At 72.1% G+C, this 15,169-nt stretch carries 18 protein-coding genes; 10 read left to right on the top strand and 8 right to left on the bottom strand.

Annotated elements, in window-relative coordinates:
• Window positions 1-2: 2 nt before the first annotated feature.
• Window positions 3-1,820: an acyl-CoA dehydrogenase gene (locus GA0070622_RS20945; RefSeq protein ID WP_091576486.1), complete on the top strand. Its 1,818-nt coding sequence runs from the start codon at window positions 3-5 to the stop codon at window positions 1,818-1,820.
• A 16-nt stretch (window positions 1,821-1,836) separates the two neighbouring features.
• Here the strand turns inward: GA0070622_RS20945 and GA0070622_RS20940 are convergent, their stop codons facing one another.
• Window positions 1,837-2,577 carry a phosphotransferase family protein gene (locus GA0070622_RS20940; RefSeq protein WP_091577750.1) on the bottom strand — a complete coding sequence of 247 codons (741 nt, stop codon included), beginning with the start codon at window positions 2,575-2,577 and terminating at the stop codon, window positions 1,837-1,839.
• 84 nt (window positions 2,578-2,661) lie between these two features.
• Here GA0070622_RS20940 and GA0070622_RS20935 point away from each other — a divergent pair, with 84 nt between their 5' ends.
• Genes GA0070622_RS20935 through GA0070622_RS20925 form a run of 3 tightly spaced genes read left to right on the top strand, consistent with a single transcriptional unit; the run spans window position 2,662 to window position 4,698 of the window.
• Window positions 2,662-3,291: a hypothetical protein gene (locus GA0070622_RS20935; RefSeq protein WP_218060607.1), complete on the top strand. Its 630-nt coding sequence runs from the start codon at window positions 2,662-2,664 to the stop codon at window positions 3,289-3,291.
• Window positions 3,292-3,350: 59 nt separating this feature from the next.
• Entirely contained in the window at window positions 3,351-4,331 is a 981-nt protein-coding gene (locus tag GA0070622_RS20930; RefSeq protein ID WP_218060606.1) for a S66 peptidase family protein, read from the top strand.
• Entirely contained in the window at window positions 4,324-4,698 is a 375-nt protein-coding gene (locus tag GA0070622_RS20925; protein ID WP_176558805.1) for an MmcQ/YjbR family DNA-binding protein, read from the top strand. The genes GA0070622_RS20930 and GA0070622_RS20925 overlap by 8 nt, the downstream gene beginning before the upstream one ends.
• Window positions 4,699-4,707: 9 nt before the next feature.
• Here GA0070622_RS20925 and GA0070622_RS20920 read toward each other — a convergent pair whose 3' ends face one another.
• Window positions 4,708-5,361, bottom strand: a complete 654-nt coding sequence (locus GA0070622_RS20920) for a tetratricopeptide repeat protein (protein WP_091576479.1) — start codon at window positions 5,359-5,361, stop codon at window positions 4,708-4,710.
• A 221-nt stretch (window positions 5,362-5,582) separates the two neighbouring features.
• Here GA0070622_RS20920 and GA0070622_RS20915 point away from each other — a divergent pair, with 221 nt between their 5' ends.
• Entirely contained in the window at window positions 5,583-6,053 is a 471-nt protein-coding gene (locus tag GA0070622_RS20915) for a hypothetical protein (RefSeq protein WP_091576475.1), read from the top strand.
• A gap of 120 nt (window positions 6,054-6,173) precedes the next feature.
• Window positions 6,174-6,893 (top strand): DinB family protein, encoded by a 720-nt coding sequence (locus GA0070622_RS20910; RefSeq protein ID WP_218060605.1) that lies wholly within the window; start codon window positions 6,174-6,176, stop codon window positions 6,891-6,893.
• Window positions 6,894-6,911: 18 nt separating this feature from the next.
• Here the strand turns inward: GA0070622_RS20910 and GA0070622_RS20905 are convergent, their stop codons facing one another.
• On the bottom strand, window positions 6,912-7,562 hold the full coding sequence (locus GA0070622_RS20905) for a hypothetical protein (protein WP_091576472.1): 651 nt from the start codon (window positions 7,560-7,562) through the stop codon (window positions 6,912-6,914).
• Between the two features lie 330 nt (window positions 7,563-7,892).
• Between GA0070622_RS20905 and GA0070622_RS20900 the strand changes: the two genes are divergently transcribed.
• Complete coding sequence (locus GA0070622_RS20900) at window positions 7,893-8,336, top strand: DUF4240 domain-containing protein (RefSeq protein ID WP_245666466.1); 444 nt, start codon at window positions 7,893-7,895, stop codon at window positions 8,334-8,336.
• Window positions 8,337-8,612: 276 nt separating this feature from the next.
• Window positions 8,613-9,176 carry a dihydrofolate reductase family protein gene (locus GA0070622_RS20895; protein WP_091576470.1) on the top strand — a complete coding sequence of 188 codons (564 nt, stop codon included), beginning with the start codon at window positions 8,613-8,615 and terminating at the stop codon, window positions 9,174-9,176.
• Between the two features lie 54 nt (window positions 9,177-9,230).
• Here GA0070622_RS20895 and GA0070622_RS20890 read toward each other — a convergent pair whose 3' ends face one another.
• Complete coding sequence (locus tag GA0070622_RS20890; RefSeq protein WP_176710518.1) at window positions 9,231-10,115, bottom strand: aminoglycoside phosphotransferase family protein; 885 nt, start codon at window positions 10,113-10,115, stop codon at window positions 9,231-9,233.
• Window positions 10,116-10,249: 134 nt separating this feature from the next.
• On the opposite strand from GA0070622_RS20890, the gene GA0070622_RS20885 reads away from it, so the two are divergent.
• Window positions 10,250-10,762, top strand: coding sequence for a ribonuclease FAU-1 family protein (locus GA0070622_RS20885; protein ID WP_141561890.1), 513 nt, complete (start codon window positions 10,250-10,252; stop codon window positions 10,760-10,762).
• Window positions 10,763-10,776: 14 nt separating this feature from the next.
• On the opposite strand, the gene GA0070622_RS20880 is transcribed toward GA0070622_RS20885, so the two are convergent.
• From GA0070622_RS20880 to GA0070622_RS20870, 3 genes are all read right to left on the bottom strand, one after another.
• Window positions 10,777-11,877: a pentapeptide repeat-containing protein gene (locus tag GA0070622_RS20880; protein ID WP_218012349.1), complete on the bottom strand. Its 1,101-nt coding sequence runs from the start codon at window positions 11,875-11,877 to the stop codon at window positions 10,777-10,779.
• A gap of 76 nt (window positions 11,878-11,953) precedes the next feature.
• Window positions 11,954-13,144 (bottom strand): serine hydrolase domain-containing protein, encoded by a 1,191-nt coding sequence (locus GA0070622_RS20875; protein ID WP_091576463.1) that lies wholly within the window; start codon window positions 13,142-13,144, stop codon window positions 11,954-11,956.
• 68 nt (window positions 13,145-13,212) lie between these two features.
• Window positions 13,213-13,710 (bottom strand): DinB family protein, encoded by a 498-nt coding sequence (locus GA0070622_RS20870; protein ID WP_091576460.1) that lies wholly within the window; start codon window positions 13,708-13,710, stop codon window positions 13,213-13,215.
• A 74-nt stretch (window positions 13,711-13,784) separates the two neighbouring features.
• Here GA0070622_RS20870 and GA0070622_RS20865 point away from each other — a divergent pair, with 74 nt between their 5' ends.
• The gene (locus GA0070622_RS20865) at window positions 13,785-14,324 is read left to right on the top strand and encodes a GNAT family N-acetyltransferase (protein WP_091576458.1); all 540 of its coding nucleotides are present in this window, start codon (window positions 13,785-13,787) and stop codon (window positions 14,322-14,324) included.
• Between the two features lie 37 nt (window positions 14,325-14,361).
• Here GA0070622_RS20865 and GA0070622_RS20860 read toward each other — a convergent pair whose 3' ends face one another.
• Window positions 14,362-14,883, bottom strand: a complete 522-nt coding sequence (locus GA0070622_RS20860; protein WP_091576456.1) for a GNAT family N-acetyltransferase — start codon at window positions 14,881-14,883, stop codon at window positions 14,362-14,364.
• Between the last annotated feature and the right edge of the window lie 286 nt (window positions 14,884-15,169).

The following is a 15,169-nucleotide window of genomic DNA, read 5'->3' as shown; positions in this document are numbered from 1 at the left end:
ACGTGTCCTCGTCCGATCTGCTGCTGTCCCGCCGCGACCTCGCGTTCCTGCTGCACGACTGGCTGGACGTGACCCGGCTGACCGAGCGACCCCGCTACGCCGAGCACTCCCGGGAGACGTTCGACGCGGTGCTCGACCTCGCCGCCCAGGTCGCCGCCGAGCGGTTCGCGCCGCACAACCGGGCCGCCGACACCGGCGAACCCACCTTCGACGGCCAGCGCGTCCGCACCATCCCGCAGGTCAAGGCCGCGCTGGACGCGTTCGCCGGCACCGGGCTGCTCGCCGCCACGCTGGACGAGTCGATCGGCGGGATGCAGCTCCCGCACGCCGTGGCCGCCGCCGCGTTCGCCTGGTTCCAGGCCGCCAACGTGGGCACGTCGGCGTACCCGTTCCTCACCCTCGGCAACGCCAACCTGCTGCTCGCCCACGGCAGCCCGGAGCAGGTCGACACCTGGGTCCGCCCGATGGTCCAGGGCCGGTTCTTCGGCACCATGTGCCTGTCCGAGCCGCAGGCGGGCAGCTCCCTGGCCGACCTGACCACCCGCGCCGAGCCGCAGGACGACGGCACGTACCGGATCGTCGGCACCAAGATGTGGATCTCCGCCGGGGACCACGAGCTGGCCGAGAACATCGTCCACCTGGTCCTCGCCCGCATTCCCGGCGGGCCGCCCGGGGTGAAGGGCCTGTCGCTGTTCATCGTGCCCAAGGTGCTGCGCGACGGCGACGGGCCGGGCCCGCGCAACGACGTGGTGCTGGTCGGGCTCAACCACAAGCTGGGCTACCGGGGCACCACCAACACGCTGCTCAACTTCGGCGAGGGCGTGCACCGGCCGTACGGGCGGGCCGGGGCGGTCGGCTACCTGGTGGGCCAGCCGCACCAGGGGCTCACGCTGATGTTCCACATGATGAACGAGGCGCGCATCGGCATCGGGGCGGGCGCCACCGCGCTCGGCTACACCGCCCACCTGAAATCCGTCGCCTACGCCCGGCAGCGACCGCAGGGCCGCCCGGTCGCCGACAAGGACCCCACCGCGCCGCAGGTGCCGATCATCGCCCACCCCGACGTACGCCGGATGCTGCTGGCCCAGAAGAGCTACGTCGAGGGCGCGCTCGCGTTGATCCTCTACTGCGGACGGCTGCTCGACGAGGAGAAGACCGCGCCCGCCGAGGCCGACCGGGACCGGGCGCACCTGCTGCTGGAACTGCTCACCCCGATCGCGAAGAGCTGGCCGGCGCAGTGGTGCCTGGCCGCCAACGACCTGGCCATCCAGGTGCACGGCGGGTACGGCTACACCCGCGACTACGACGTCGAGCAGCACTGGCGGGACAACCGGCTCAACGCCATCCACGAGGGCACCCACGGCATCCAGGCCCTCGACCTGCTCGGCCGCAAGGTCACCATGCGCGACGGTGCGGCGCTGGAGGCGCTGCTGGAGACGATCCGCGGCACGGTCACCCGGGCCTGGAAGGCGGAGGGGTTCGCGTCCGAACTGGCCGGCCAGCTCGGCGCGGCGGTGGACCGGATCGGCGTGGTGACCCGGCGACTGTGGGCCACCGGCGACCCGGAGCTGGCGTTGGCCAACGCCTCGGTCTACCTGGAGGCGGTCGGGCACGTGGTGATCGCCTGGATGTGGCTGGAGCAGGCGCTGGCGGTGGAGGCGCTGGGCTCCCCGGACGGCGCCGAGGGGGAGTTCCTGGCGGGCAAGCGGCAGGCGGCGCGCTACTTCTACCGGTGGGAGCTGCCGACGGTGGCGGCGCGGTTCGACCTGCTGGAGAGCCTGGACCGCACCACGCTGGACATGCGGGAGAGCTGGTTCTGATCCGGCACCGCGTCGTTCATGCCTGCTGCGCCCGCAGCACGTCGACCTCGCAGCCCGGCGCGTGCGGGTCGAAGCCGTGCTGGACCAGCCAGCGGATCCCCAGCAGGCTGCGCATCGACCACCAGGCGCGGATCAGGTCGAGGTCGACGTCGGCGCCGTAACCGGCGACGACGTCCGCCAGGTGTTCCCGGTGCCCGAGCGTCAGGGTCGCCAGGTCGTACAGGGCGTCGCCCGGGCTCGCCTCGGACCAGTCGACCACGCCGGTGATCTCGTCGGCGGCGACGAACACGTGGTCGACCTGGAAGTCGCCGTGGATGAACGCCGGCGTCCACGGCCGCAGCGCCGTCTCGGCGAGCCGGCGGTTGCGGGTGACCAGGTCGGTGGGCAGGACCTCGTGGCGCAGCAGCCACGCGCACTCGCCGTCGAGCTGCGCGGCCAACTCGTCGTGGCCGCGTCCCGGCCACGGTGGCAGCGGCGCGTCGTGCAGCAGCCGCGCGGCCGCGCCGGCCGCCGCCCAGGCCGCCGGCGACGCCGTCGACGGTTCGCCGAGGCGGCCGAGCGCTGTCCCGGGCAGGGCGGCGAGCGCGAGTACGGGCGGCCGGCGCCACAGGATCTCGGGGGTGGGCAGCGGCACCAGCGCCATCGCCTCGACCTCGACATCGGTACGCGCCGGGTCGGTGTCGATCTTCAGGAACACCTCGCCGACGCGCAGGGTCGCGCGCTCCGTATGGGCGACGACGACCTCGATCTGCTCCACGGCGACATTGTCACGGCGGTGGCCCTCGCCGGTCACCGGATTTTCGCGAGCACGGCCGGTGCTGATTCTGCGATCATGTGCGCCGTGGCCGGGTTCTGCTTCAAGACGACATGGCTGGCGGTCCGCGACCGTACCGTGCAGGAGGTGGCCGACGCCCTCGACCTGCGCGAGCGGGAGACGCTCGACTGGGCCGCCGGCACCGACCGCGCCTACCGGCAGGGCGTGTACGTGGCGGAGCCCGTACCCGGTTGGGTCCTCGCCCACGGCCGGCTGGACCTGCCGCCCGGCCTCGACACGACGGAGCCGGAGTTCCGCGACTGGCTGCGGGAGCTGAGCCGGACGCTCGGCGAGGTGCAGTTCTTCGTCACCGAGCGGGTCCCCGAGTACCACCTGTGGGCGCGGGCGGTGGACGGTGATCTGCTGCGCGCCTACTGCTACATCGGTGAGCGAGGAGAGGTGCCGCTGGTCGTGGGCGAGCCCACCGTCGACGAGATCGAGCGGAACGTCGGCGTCCGCCGCCGGGAGCCCGGTATGGAGCACTGGTCGGACGACGAGTGGGACCGGTGGCACGAGGCCATGCCCAACGAGTTCGACGTGATGGCGATCGCCGGCCGGTGGAGCGTCGACCCGAGCCGGATCGACGACGCCACGGTGACCGGCGACGGCATCTTCGGCCGGCCGCCGACCGGCCCGAAGGGTACGTGGAGACCGTGACCGCATCCGCGCTGCCCCCACTGCTTCGACCGCGAGCCCTGCGCCCCGGAGACCTCGTCGTGATCGCGTCCCTGTCCGGGCCGCTGCACGCCACCTACGAGCCCGACCTCGACCGGGCGGTGGCCGTCCTGGAAGGGATGGGATTCCGGGTGCGTCGGGCGCCGCTGCTCGAGGCGGGGCGGCGCCACTGGTGGAGCGCGGGAACCGCGGCGGAGATCGCCGAGGAGTTCAACGCGCTGCTGCGCGACCCCGAGGTGCGCGCCGTCGTCGCGCACGACGGCGGTCAGACGGCGCTCGGCTACCTCGACCTGATCGACGTCGAGGCGATCGCGGCCGACCCCAAGCCGATCCTCGGCTACAGCGACATCTCGCTGCTGCACCTCGTGCTCCACGCGCGTACGGGCCTGGTCGGGTTCCACGCCGACCTGGCCACGCCGGGGCTCGGCGGGGCGTGGCAGCGGGTGACCGAGGCGCGCCGGGCGGAACTGGAGCGCCTCTACTCGACGTTGCTCACCGGCACGGAGGCGATCGGCGCGCTGCCCACCACCCCGTCGTGGGAGTGCTGGCGCGCCGGTCGGGTGGAGGGCCGGCTGATCGGCGGGGTGCTCAACCGCGTCATGCGGATCCAGGCGACCCGGTACGCGCTGCCACTCGACTGGTTCGACGGCGCGGTGCTGTTCTGGGAGGAGATGGGCGGCTTCGCGTCGTGGGTGTGGAGCGACCTGCAGGTGCTGCGGCACTGCGGCGTCCTCGACCGGATCGCCGGCATGGTCGTGGGCGTCCCGCACGCCATCGAGGGGTTGGGGGTGCCCGACCCGACCCTGGCCGAGATCGTCCTCGACGTGCTCGGCGACCGGGACATCCCCGTGCTGGGCAACGTCGAGTTCGGACACGCCGGCCCGAACCTGCCGATGCCGGTCGGCATCCGCGTCGGCCTCGACGCGGGGCAGCGGAGGCTGTCGCTGCTCGAACCGGCGGCGTGCGCGGATCCCGGGCGCACGTCCGGTCAGGCGGTCTCCCGGGGTGACCGCCGTGGTTGACGCGGACGACGTCCGGCGGGTGGCGTCGGCGCTGCCCCACGTGGTCGAGATGGACAGCGACGGCTTCGACTTCCGGGTCGCCGACAAGGGCTTCGTCTGGTCCTATCCGGAGCGCACGCCCGGACGGCCGCGGCGTATCCGCACCGACATCGCGGTGCTCTACGTGGGCGACGAGGCGGAGAAGCAGGCGTTGCTGCTCGGCGAGCCGGACCTCTTCTTCACCACACCCGCGTACGACGGTTTTCCGCTGGTCATGCTGCGGTTGGCGCACGTCGACGTCGAGCGCCTGACGGAACTGGTCACCGACGCGTGGCGGATGCGCGCCCCCGACTCGCTCGTCGGCGACCTCGACGCGGCGGGGAGCTGACGGGCGACGTCACATCTGTGTTCTCGCCTGCTCGATGTGCCGCACCGTGGCGTGGGCGCCGTGCGGACGGGCGATGGCGTACGCCTCGTCGAGCGTGGCGAGCGCTTCCGCCCGGCGGCCCTGTGCCGCGGCGATGTAGGCCAGCCCGACCATGTTGGACGCCACGCCCGGGAGGTTCCCGATCTCCCGGCGCAGCCGGGACGACTCCTCGAGCTGCTCACGCGCCTCGTCCCACCTGCCGGCGGCGTGCGCCGCGATGCCCAGGTGCCGCAGCGCCTCGGCCTGGGTCCGGCGGTCACCGGTCTCGGCCGCCAGCCGACACGACCGTTCCAGGTGCGGTGTCGCGGCCTCGTCGTCGCGCCGGACGAACTGGTGGAGACAGCCGATCCAGAACAGCGCCTCGGCCTCGCCGCGGGTGTCGCCCAGTGCGCGGTACAACCGGAGTGCGCGCTCGAACAGCGGAAGTTCGGCGGGGTCCTCGGCGGCCGACGAGCCGGCGGCGGCCTGATACCGGGCGTGCAGGATCTTTCCGCGCGCCAACGCCACGTCGGCCTCGACCGCGTCCAGGGCTCGCTCGGCCTCGGTCAACGCGCCGGTGTCACCGCTGTACACCGCCCGCTCAGAGGCTTCCCTGGCTCGTTCGATCCGGTCTTCAGCGCTCATGGCCGCCCCCGCTGGCACCGCTCCGACATGCGTGTGCGGCAGTTTACCCATCCGGACCGAGCGTGGATCGCCGTCACGACCGGAGGTGTCCGCGTCGATCGGTGTGTTCAGTCGCGGCCGGGGCGAGGCAGCGGATGTACGTGTTCTTAGGGTCGGGCCCTATCTATGTGTGCGGCTCACGACAGACCAAGGCACGGACTGATCGGTGGGACGATTGGACGGTGGAGGGTAGCCGTATTCCGGTCCGGATTCGTGGCCTTGTCGTTCCGCGGCTGCTGCTGTCGCTGGTGAGGGAAGGTCGATGGCGGCATCCCGGCACCACCGTCCTTGCCCGGACGATGCCGTGGTTCGAGGACCCGCTGGACTTCCTTACCAGCATCGAGGCGATGGCGCGAGAGTCGCGATCGCTGGACTCGCTCAGTGAGGACGACGCGACGGCCCAGGTGTTCAGGCTGGCGCGGGGCAGCGAGCAGCCCGGGCCGGTCGACCTGCCGTGGCTGGACATCGACAAGGCGTTCCTCGTGGCGGTGAACGAGCGAGCCGGCGATGACGTGGTCGTCGCCCTGGACTACCGCACGGATCCCACCGACCCTCGCGTCCTCGCCAGTGACTTCTGGACCCAGCCGGGGCCGTGTTCGTGGCGCGAGGTGGCACCGACATTCTCGGCCCTCGTCGCCGCGTTCGATCTGTGACCAAGGACCGCAGGAACGTGTTGCAGCGGGCTCGGCGGTCCGCCGGCTGGTCGCGTCGCACATTCGTTGTCGGGCCCGCCCGCTAGCATCACCGCGATCGTCAATGGGAGGAGGGACGCCGTGGCCGAGGGCGACGTGAGGACTTTCGAGGACAAGGACCTGCGAGGCGCGCGGTTCACCAGGTCGACGCTGGCCGGCGCGGTGATGCGCGGTGTCGATGTGCGCGGGCTCGATATCGATGCGCCCTGGCTGGCGGACGGCGCACTGCTGGTCAACGGAGTCGACGTGGTGCCGCTCGTCGAGGCCGAGCTGAACCGGCGCTTTCCCGGGCGCGAGCTGAAGAACGCCACGGATCTCGACGGCCTGCGCGCGGCGTGGGCGGCGCTCGAGAGGGCCTGGGCAGCCGCGGTGGACCGGGTCGAGTCCATGCCCGAGGGCGCCGCCGACGTCTCGATCGACGGCGAGTGGTCGTTCGCGCAGACGCTGCGCCACCTCGCGTTCGCCACCGACGCATGGCTCGGCAAGGCGATTCTGCGACTGCCGCAGCCCTTCCACCCGCTCGGGCAGCCGCACGCCGAGTACGAGACGGACGGCTACGACATGTCCATCTTCGCGGCAACGCCGCCGAGTCTCGCCGAGACCCTGGACCTGCGGGCCGAGCGGCAGGCCATGGTGCGGGACTTCCTCGCGAACGCCACGCCGGCCCTGCTCGCCGAGCCGCGGCCGACAGCGTGGTCACCCGATCACGAGGAGCCGGTCGTGCACTGCCTCCACGTGATCCTCGACGAGGAGTGGGAACACCTCCGCTACGCCCTGCGCGACCTCGACGCGCAGGAATAGGGCTGGTCTCGATCGAGGTCAGGCGTCGCAGGTCCAGGGCCGTCCCGGGGCCGCGCGTACCGCGCTTCGTCCGGGCGGCAGGTCAAGGACGTCGATCAGGCTGGGATCCTCGTCGACGGCATGGTGCAGGTGCCCGAGCCTGCCGTTGCTGCCGTCCGCGTCGCTGGCCCCGATGAGCTGCCAGATCCCGTCGTCCGCGTCGTGACTGATCCGCAGCACGGGCTCGTGGCGTTCGAAGACCTGAGCGGTCTGGATGCAGGTGGTGCCCAGGAGCCAGTGTCGCATCCACCGGGCTCGCCGATCGTGTTCCATGACGTGGTCGGTCACCCACCACACGAACGGCAGGTCCTCGTGGGCACGTGACTGGTCCGCGGTCAGGTCCGGGCCGCCCTGCGGGACCCGCTCGAAGGGCTCGTCGACGAGCGAGAACGCATGGCCTTCCTCGTTGGCGAAGATGACGGCGTGGAAGGTGCCGCCGCCGGGATTGCCGGCGCCGATCCCCACGGACAGCCGGGCGACGTGCGGGTCCGAGCCGGTGACCCAGCCGAACGCGTACGACGCCAGCTCACCCCCCGGCCCGACGAACTCGCCGAACGCACGCCGGTCCATGCCCGTCATGCCCGGCGTCGGCACCTCGACGAGCGTGCCCTCCAGCACCTGGATCTCCACGCCGGCAAGATATCCGATCGAGAGCCTCGCCCCGCAGGCGCACGGCCGGCGGCTGACGTCCGAGCCTCAGGGGCGTCGAACGACGGCTTGCCGGCCGCCCAGTGCCGTACCCATCCCAGAAAACCAGCACGATGCCGTGTCCCGCTAGCGCGTTGACAGCACGCGTCCTCGGAACGCACCTGCCGCCGAGCCCCGGCACGCGGAGTCGGCTCGCTAGGGTCTGCGCCATGGAGTGGGAGGACTTCTGGCGCATCGTGGAACGCGCCCGAGCGGAGGGGGGGCGCCGACACGGAACGCGTCGCCCAGGTGCTCCGCCGCCGCCTGCGCGCGTTGACCCCGGACGAGATCGAATGGTTCGACGACCTGTGGCTGCAGGCGCAGGACAGCCTGTACCGCTGGTCGATCCGGGACGCCGCGACTCTGCTTCTGGGCAGCGTGGACGACGACGACTTCTCCGCCGTGCAGGACTGGATCCTGTCGCATGGACGGCCTGTCGTCCGGCTCGTGCAGAACGACCCTGACAGCCTCGTCGAGTTGGCGTCCGACCGGCACAACGCGCGAATCGACTGGTTCTGCGGTCTTCCCCTCGATGCGCACATCGCCGCGACCGGGGCTCCGTTCGCCATCGACGGCCCGTCCGGACCCGAGACACCGGTGGGAGCGCCGGGCGACCTGACCGACGAGACCCGCACCCGGCAGCGGTTTCCCAGGCTCACGGCCTACCTCGACAGCAATCCGTGGATCGAGCGTCCGTGGGAACGCGAGACCGACTGACGGACGCGAGCCCGGCGTATCCCTGTGCTCCGATCCCGTCACGCATGGATCGGCTGGCCTGATCCGACACCACTGGCTGCCGAGGACTTCGGTATCCCTCGCGCCTGTCAGTCGACCGTCTCCACAACTTTCTCTCGGGATGCCGTCGCACCCGGGCCCCGTCGATCGTGGAACAGGCGGAGGGTGGAGACGCCCGGCCGGATCCTGATGACAGACATGACGGTCGGTCAGCGGGCAGATCAAGGTGACACCGCGGGTGCACCGGAAGGTAGAGGCATGGCAAAGCTGATCTACGTGAACAACGTGTCGCTCGACGGGTACATGGAGGACGAGGCGGGAGTCTTCGCCTGGTTCCCGCCCGACGACGAGGTGTTCGCATTCACCACCGATCTCCTGCGGTCGGCGGGCACGTTCCTCTACGGGCGGCGCCTGTACGAGATGATGGCCGTCTGGGAGACCGACGCCTCGCTGGCCGCGCAGTCCGATCTCATGGCCGAGTTCGCGCGCGTCTGGAAGGCGGCGGACAAGGTCGTCTACTCGACGACTCTCACCGAGGTGCCGACGGCTGCCACCCGGGTGGAGCGCCACTTCGACCCCGCCGCCGTACGCCAGCTGAAGGCCACGGCGGACAGGGACATCACCATCGGCGGCGCCGACCTGGCCGCGCAGGCCATCCGGGCCGGCCTGGTCGACGAGTGCCAGTTGCTCGTCTGGCCCACGTCCGTGGGAGGCGGCAAATCGGGACTACCCACGGGTGGACGCACCGACTACACGCTCCTCGGCGAGCGCCGGTTCGGCAACGGCGTCGTCCACCTGCGCTACCGCCCGCTCGTCCGCTGACCGGGGCGCGGCCCTGTTGCCGAGGCGCCGCGGCCGGTGCGCGTTCGACGCGGGTCAGTCGTGGCGGTGACGGACGATGTGGTCGATGGAGCGGATCGTGTCCGCGCGGTCGTCCTCGCTGATCAGGTCCCACAGGTCGGCCAACCAGTAGAGTGAGCCCGACAGCATCCAGGCCCACCCGCGTACCCAGGTCGCCTCGTCGAAACCGAGCGCCTCCCGGTAGGCGGCCCGGGCGCGGGCATCGAACAGGCTCCAGCCCGGCCGCGTCTCGACCGCCGGGTCGCCGCGGCCGAGAGCGCCGAAGTCGATGACGCCGGTGAGCCTGCCCCGGTCGACCAGCAGGTTGCCTCCGAGCAGGTCGCCGTGCAGCCACACGGGTGGTCCGGGCCACTCGTCCGCCGCCATCGCCTCGTCCCACGCGGCGGTCACCGCCCGCCGGTCGATCCGGTCGCCCAGCGCCGCGATCGACCGGCGGGTCAGCTCGTCCCGCTGCGCCAGGGGTACGCCGCGTTGAATCCCCTCCTTGACCGGCCCGTCCATCGGGTCGATCGCGATCATCGCGCGGACGAAGCCGGCGAGGTCGACGGCGAGGTCGACGAGGTCCTGCCCGGCTTCCGGGTTGTGCCCGTCCAGCCACGGGACGATCGTCCACGGCCACGGATAGTCCCCACCCGGCTGGCCGAGGCCGATCGGCACCGGCACCGGCACCGGCAGGTGCGGCGCGAGCCGCGGCAGCCAGGTCGCGTCGGTCGCCACCTGGTCGACCGCCCACGGCGCCCGCGGCAGTCGTGCCGTCAGCGAGTCGCCGAGCCGGAACAGCGCGTTGTCGGTGCCGGTCAACGGCTGCGCGGCGATCGGCAGTTCCGACCATTCGGGGAACTGCGCGTCGATCAGGGCGCGAACCTGCTCGGCAGTGACGACGATCTCTCCGGGGCGCACCACGCGACCGTAGGGCCACTCGATCGTCCTGTCGATCGAATTCGGACCGCCGGCATCGCGGCCCCGGCGGCGAATCCGCCGGGGCCACCGTCGGTCGGCGTCCCGCCGGAGGTACGTCTCCGTAGGCTGCTCGGGTGACCGACAGGATGGCCGCCGGGACCGTGCGTCTGTTCAAGATCAAGCGCCCGGGTGGTGTCTTCTGGTTCGACCTGCGGTGCGTCGGGCAGGACCGCGACGGCACGTGGCTGCGCGGGCCGGTCGGTTCGGCCTGGGGCGCCCCGCACGACCGCGGCACCCTGTCCGTACCGGTGGTGGTGTTGCTGGCGACCGGTCGGCCGTGGGCGGCGTGGTGGGTGGGCGATCCCGCCGACCGACGACTGGAGATCGACGTGTGCCGCCCACCGGAGGTCACCGAGGGCGGCTGGCGGTACGTCGACCTCGAACTCGATCCGGTCCGGCACGAGGTCGACGGGCGGGTCGAGATCGAGGACTGGGACGAGTACGACGACGCCTGCCGCGACGGCTGGATGAACCCGGACGACGCCGAACTGGCCCGGGCCACGGCACAGCACTGCGCGGATCTGCTCCGCCAGGGTACGGAACCGTGGCTGCGCCGCGGCTGGCAGCTGCTCGACCAGCCGATGTGAGTCTGGATCCCCGGTCAGGGGATCGACCGGAGCCGCGGGGCCTTCGTCGTGATCCCGGGCGGTTGGAGCAGGGGCGGCGGCTCGGGGCCGGGGTCGTCGGTGACGACGACGCCGGCGCCGAGGTGGTCGAAGTCGGCAGGCCACCGGGTGAGGTCGCTGGCGAGAGCGCCGTCCAACCGCGCCCCGGTGAGGGTGGCGGCGCCGAGATCGGCGCCGCGCAGGTCGGCCAGACGCAGATCGGCGCGGCGGAAGACGGCGCCGGTGGCGTCGGTCTTGCGCAGGTTCGCCTCGCGGAGGTCCGCCTCGCCGAAGTCGGCGTCGCGCAGGTCTGTCTCCACCAGCCGGGCCCCGCGCAGGTCGGCCCCGACGCACCGGGCGCGGCGCAGGACGGCCGTCTTGAGGTCGGCGTGTCGCAGGTTCGTCGACACCAGGGACGACTGGGTGAGGTTGGCGTGGAAGAGGCCCGCCGACTCCATGCAGGCCCGGTCGAGATTAACCTCCGGCAGCCACAACCCGTCGCAGTCCGCCCGACGGAGATCCGTGTCGCTGAGGTTGACCCAGCGCTGTTCCCGGTGGTGCTGGCACAGCACACCCAGCCCGGTCAGCGCGACCTGGGCGTCGGCGACACGCGTCTCCAGCGGCGTGACGTCGTTGATGTCGACGTCCGCCGCGGGCGCTCCCGCGGCGTGCGGCGGCCAGGGCAGGTGCGTACGCAGGAAGGCGGCCTGGATCGAGATGACCGCCTCCCGGTCGCGGGGGGAGTGTTCCGCGATCCGCCACAGCGCGTGCAGGCCGCCGATGCGCACGTCCAGCTTGTCGCTGCCGAGCTGGTCGACCGCTCGACTGAAGCGGTCGGTCAGGTTGCTCTCCTGGGTGGCACGCAGGCTGTCCTGACTGACCCGGAGCTGCCGCCACGTGGCGTAGGCGCCGAAGAACAGCACGACGCCGGCGAGCGCCTGGAGCATCGTCTTGCGGACCTCGCCCACCGCGGTCAGCCGATCCGGCGCGGAGACGCTCGCTCCGGCCAGGTCGTGCCCGACCACCAGGCCCGGCAGCACCACGAACGCCGTGGCGAGAACGGCCAGTCCGATCGCCGCACCCACGACGGCCGCCACCGCGCGCCGACCTACCGGCAGATCGCGCCCGCGTCGCCGTCCGCCACCCGGCTCGTTCGCTCCCACAGGCCCGCGGTCAGTCGTCGATCGACTGGTAGACGGCCGTCCAGAGGTCGTGCCACATCGGCAGCCTCTGGTCGCCGGCGTGCGCCCGTTGCATCATGACGATCGTCGTCATGTCCTCGGCGGGGTCGTTGTACCAGGCGGTGCCGTAGAGGCCGGGCCACCCGTAGCTGCCGACCGAGGGTCCGAGGTGCGTGCGGCGGGTGCGGACCGACATCCCGAATCCCCAGCCGATGGCGTCGAAGTAGCCGGGCCAGAAGCCGGACACCGGCTTCTGCTCCGGGGTCAGGTGGTCGCTGGTCATCAGTGTGACCGCCGGCCGGGAGAGCACCCGCTCGCCGTGGTGGACGCCGCCGGCGAGCAGGGCCGAGGCGAAAGCGAGAAAGTCGTCGGCGGTGGAGACGAGCCCGCCGCCGCCGGACTCGAATGCCCGGGGCCGGCTGAACCGCCCGTCGGGGCCGTCCTCGACGACTGGATCGCCGGTGGGGGCGTCGTCCTGCGCGTACGCCGTCGCCAGCCGGTCGGTGTTCCCGGCGGCCACGCTGAACGCGGTGTCCCGCATGCCGAGCGGGTCGCAGACCCGCTCGCGGATGGCGTCGTTGAAGGACATGCCGGTGGCCCGGGCGACGAGCACGCCGGTGACGTTGGCGGCGACGTCGTACATCCAGCGCTCGCCGGGCTGGTGGACGAGCGGGAGCGCGCCGAGCTGGCGGATCCACCCGTCGGGTGACGCGTAGTCGAGCGCGTCCAGGGCGTCGGCGATCGGGACGGTGCCCGGCTCGGCGGGGACCATGCCGGTGCCGAGGGTGCCGACCAGCAGGTCCCGCAGCGTGATCGGGCGTCGCGCCGCGACGGTGGCGTCCAGGGGCCCGTGCGGGTCGGCGAGCACGGTCATGTCCGCCAGCTCGGGCAGGAGGTCGTCGACCGGGTCGTCGAGGCGGAGCGTGCCGTCCTCGACCAGCGTCATCACGCACGCGGAGACGACCGGCTTCGTCATCGAACCCAGGCGGCAGATCGTGTCGGCCGCCATCGGCGTGCCCGACCCCGCGCCCTCGAAGGCGAGCCGGCCCACCGCTTCGACGTGCACGTGGCCGTGGCGGGCGAGGACGGTCACCACTCCCGGGACGAAGCCCGTGTCGACGTGCCGGTTGAGCAGGTCGCGCAGCCGCACCAGCCGCTTCGACGAGAGGCCGCCACCGGTCATCGCTCTCCTCCTCGTCCCGCCCGTTCGCACGGTACCCGGCGCGCGACGATCGCACGTGCCCCCGCGCGTCAGGCCGCGAGGACCTGTTCCCGGAGGATGTCCGCGTGCCCGCAGTGCTGGGCCAGCTCACGCAGCACGTGGAGGTAGACCCACCGCAGCGGGAGCGGCCCGCGCCGGTGCCCGGTGAGGACGTCGTCCAGGCCCAGCGACGAGGTCGCCCGGCGGGACGCCTCGCAGGCCGCGCGGTGTGCCTGCCGGATGCCGGCGATCGTGTCCCCGTCGTCGAGCAGGAACGAGTCCTCCGACCGCTCCGGGATGCCGATCTCGGCGCGCGACCGGCCCGTGACCGCCTCGTCGAACCAGACCTTCTCCACGAAGGTCGCGTGCTTCACCAGACCCAGCAGGGTGGTCCGGGAGGTCACCAACGACCGGCGCGCCTGTTCCTCGGTCAGCCCGTCGAGGCAGTGGTCGAGCGCGTCGCGGTGTTCGTCGAGGAACGCCTCGAACTGGGCCCGGGCGGGCTGCGCGACGACCTCGGCGGCGAAGGTGGGCGGGAAGGACGGCATGGACGAAGCATTCCAGACCGGCGGCCGGCGTTAACTCGTTCGTGGCGCCGTACCCCGGCTGTTAGCGTCGCGGCATGTTCGCCACCGACCGGGTCCGGCTGCGCCCGCCCACGCCCGACGACGCGCCGAACCTGTTCCGTCTCCACGGCGACCCCGAACTGCACCTGCTCACCAACGACGGCCCGTTCGTGCCGCACCACGTCGGTCAGGTCCGGGCCCGGCTGGAGAAGCGGATCAGTGACCCGGCCGAGGTCGACGACGGGGTGTCGCTGCTCGCCGAGGCCGTGGCGGACGGCACGTTTCTCGGCGGCAGCTCGCTGTGGGGGATCAACACCTTCAACCGGTACGCCCACCTCGGCATCACGTTGCTGCCCGAGGCGCGCGGCCAGGGGTACGGGACCGACGTGGTCCGGCTGCTCTGCCGGTACGGGTTCCGCAACCGCAACCTGCGCCGCCTGGAGCTGGAGACGCTGGCCGGCAACACCGCCATGCGGCGGACCGCGGAGAGGTGCGGCTTCACGCACGAGGGCACCCAGCGGGAGCGCGAGTACGACGGCGACGGCTTCGCCGACATGGTGATCTACGGCCTGCTGCGGCGCGACTGGACGCCTTAGCGCGACCGGCAGGCCCTTCCGCCGGCCGGTGGGCAGGTCAGCGGCTGAGCGTGATCCAGTAGCGGCGGACCCGGACCTGTCCGGTGTCGAGGATTCCCTGGAACACGCCGCCCTGGCTTTCGATGGTGCGCGCCGAGGCGAGGTTGTCCTCCAGGCAGGGAATGAGTACCCGGCGCAGACCCAGCACGGTGCGGGCCTCGCGGAGCATCTCGCCCAGGGCCCAGCTCGCCAGGCCGCGGCGGCGCGCCGAGGGACGTACGCCGTAGCCGATCTGGCCCAGGTCGTCGTCCTGCCAGTGCCGCATCGCGATCCCCCCGAGCACCTGCCCGTCCTCGACGATCCACCGGCAGGAGGCGTGCCGCTCGTCGGGGCATGGCGCCCCGGCCCCGTGGTCGAGCCGGACACATCGCCGCACCCAGTCGGCGAAGCCGTCGGGCGAGTCCAGGTCGTCTTCGGGGCCGATGCCGAAGCCGTCCTCGTGCAGACCGGGTCCCCAGTCGTCGCGGCAGTCCTGGAAGGCGGCATACAGGCTGGTGGTGGGCGATATCAGAGTTGGCATGCGAGCCACCGTAGCCACGTTCCGAGCCTCCGGCGATCCCCTCGAATCCACTGTGGATCATGCCCGCAGGCAGTCTCTGCCTTCGGCGAGGGCGTTTGCTTTGGGGGAGTACGTGTGTGCTCGCCCAAGTGGTCTCCGGGGGTCTCAGGGTGGGTGAGTGGCTACTTCCGCGGCAGCGGACCCTGGCGCGCGAGGGCTGAGCATGAGCGAGGTGAGTGATCTGCGTCACAGCGTGGTCGCGGCGCCGTCGGCGGGTGCCGCAACCACTGCCTTCACGCCTACTGCC

Source organism: Micromonospora sediminicola (genome assembly GCF_900089585.1).
In the GTDB taxonomy this organism is placed as follows: domain Bacteria; phylum Actinomycetota; class Actinomycetes; order Mycobacteriales; family Micromonosporaceae; genus Micromonospora; species Micromonospora sediminicola.
Note: the sequence above shows the minus strand (reverse complement) of the source record. Positions and strands in the feature narration are given on the sequence as shown.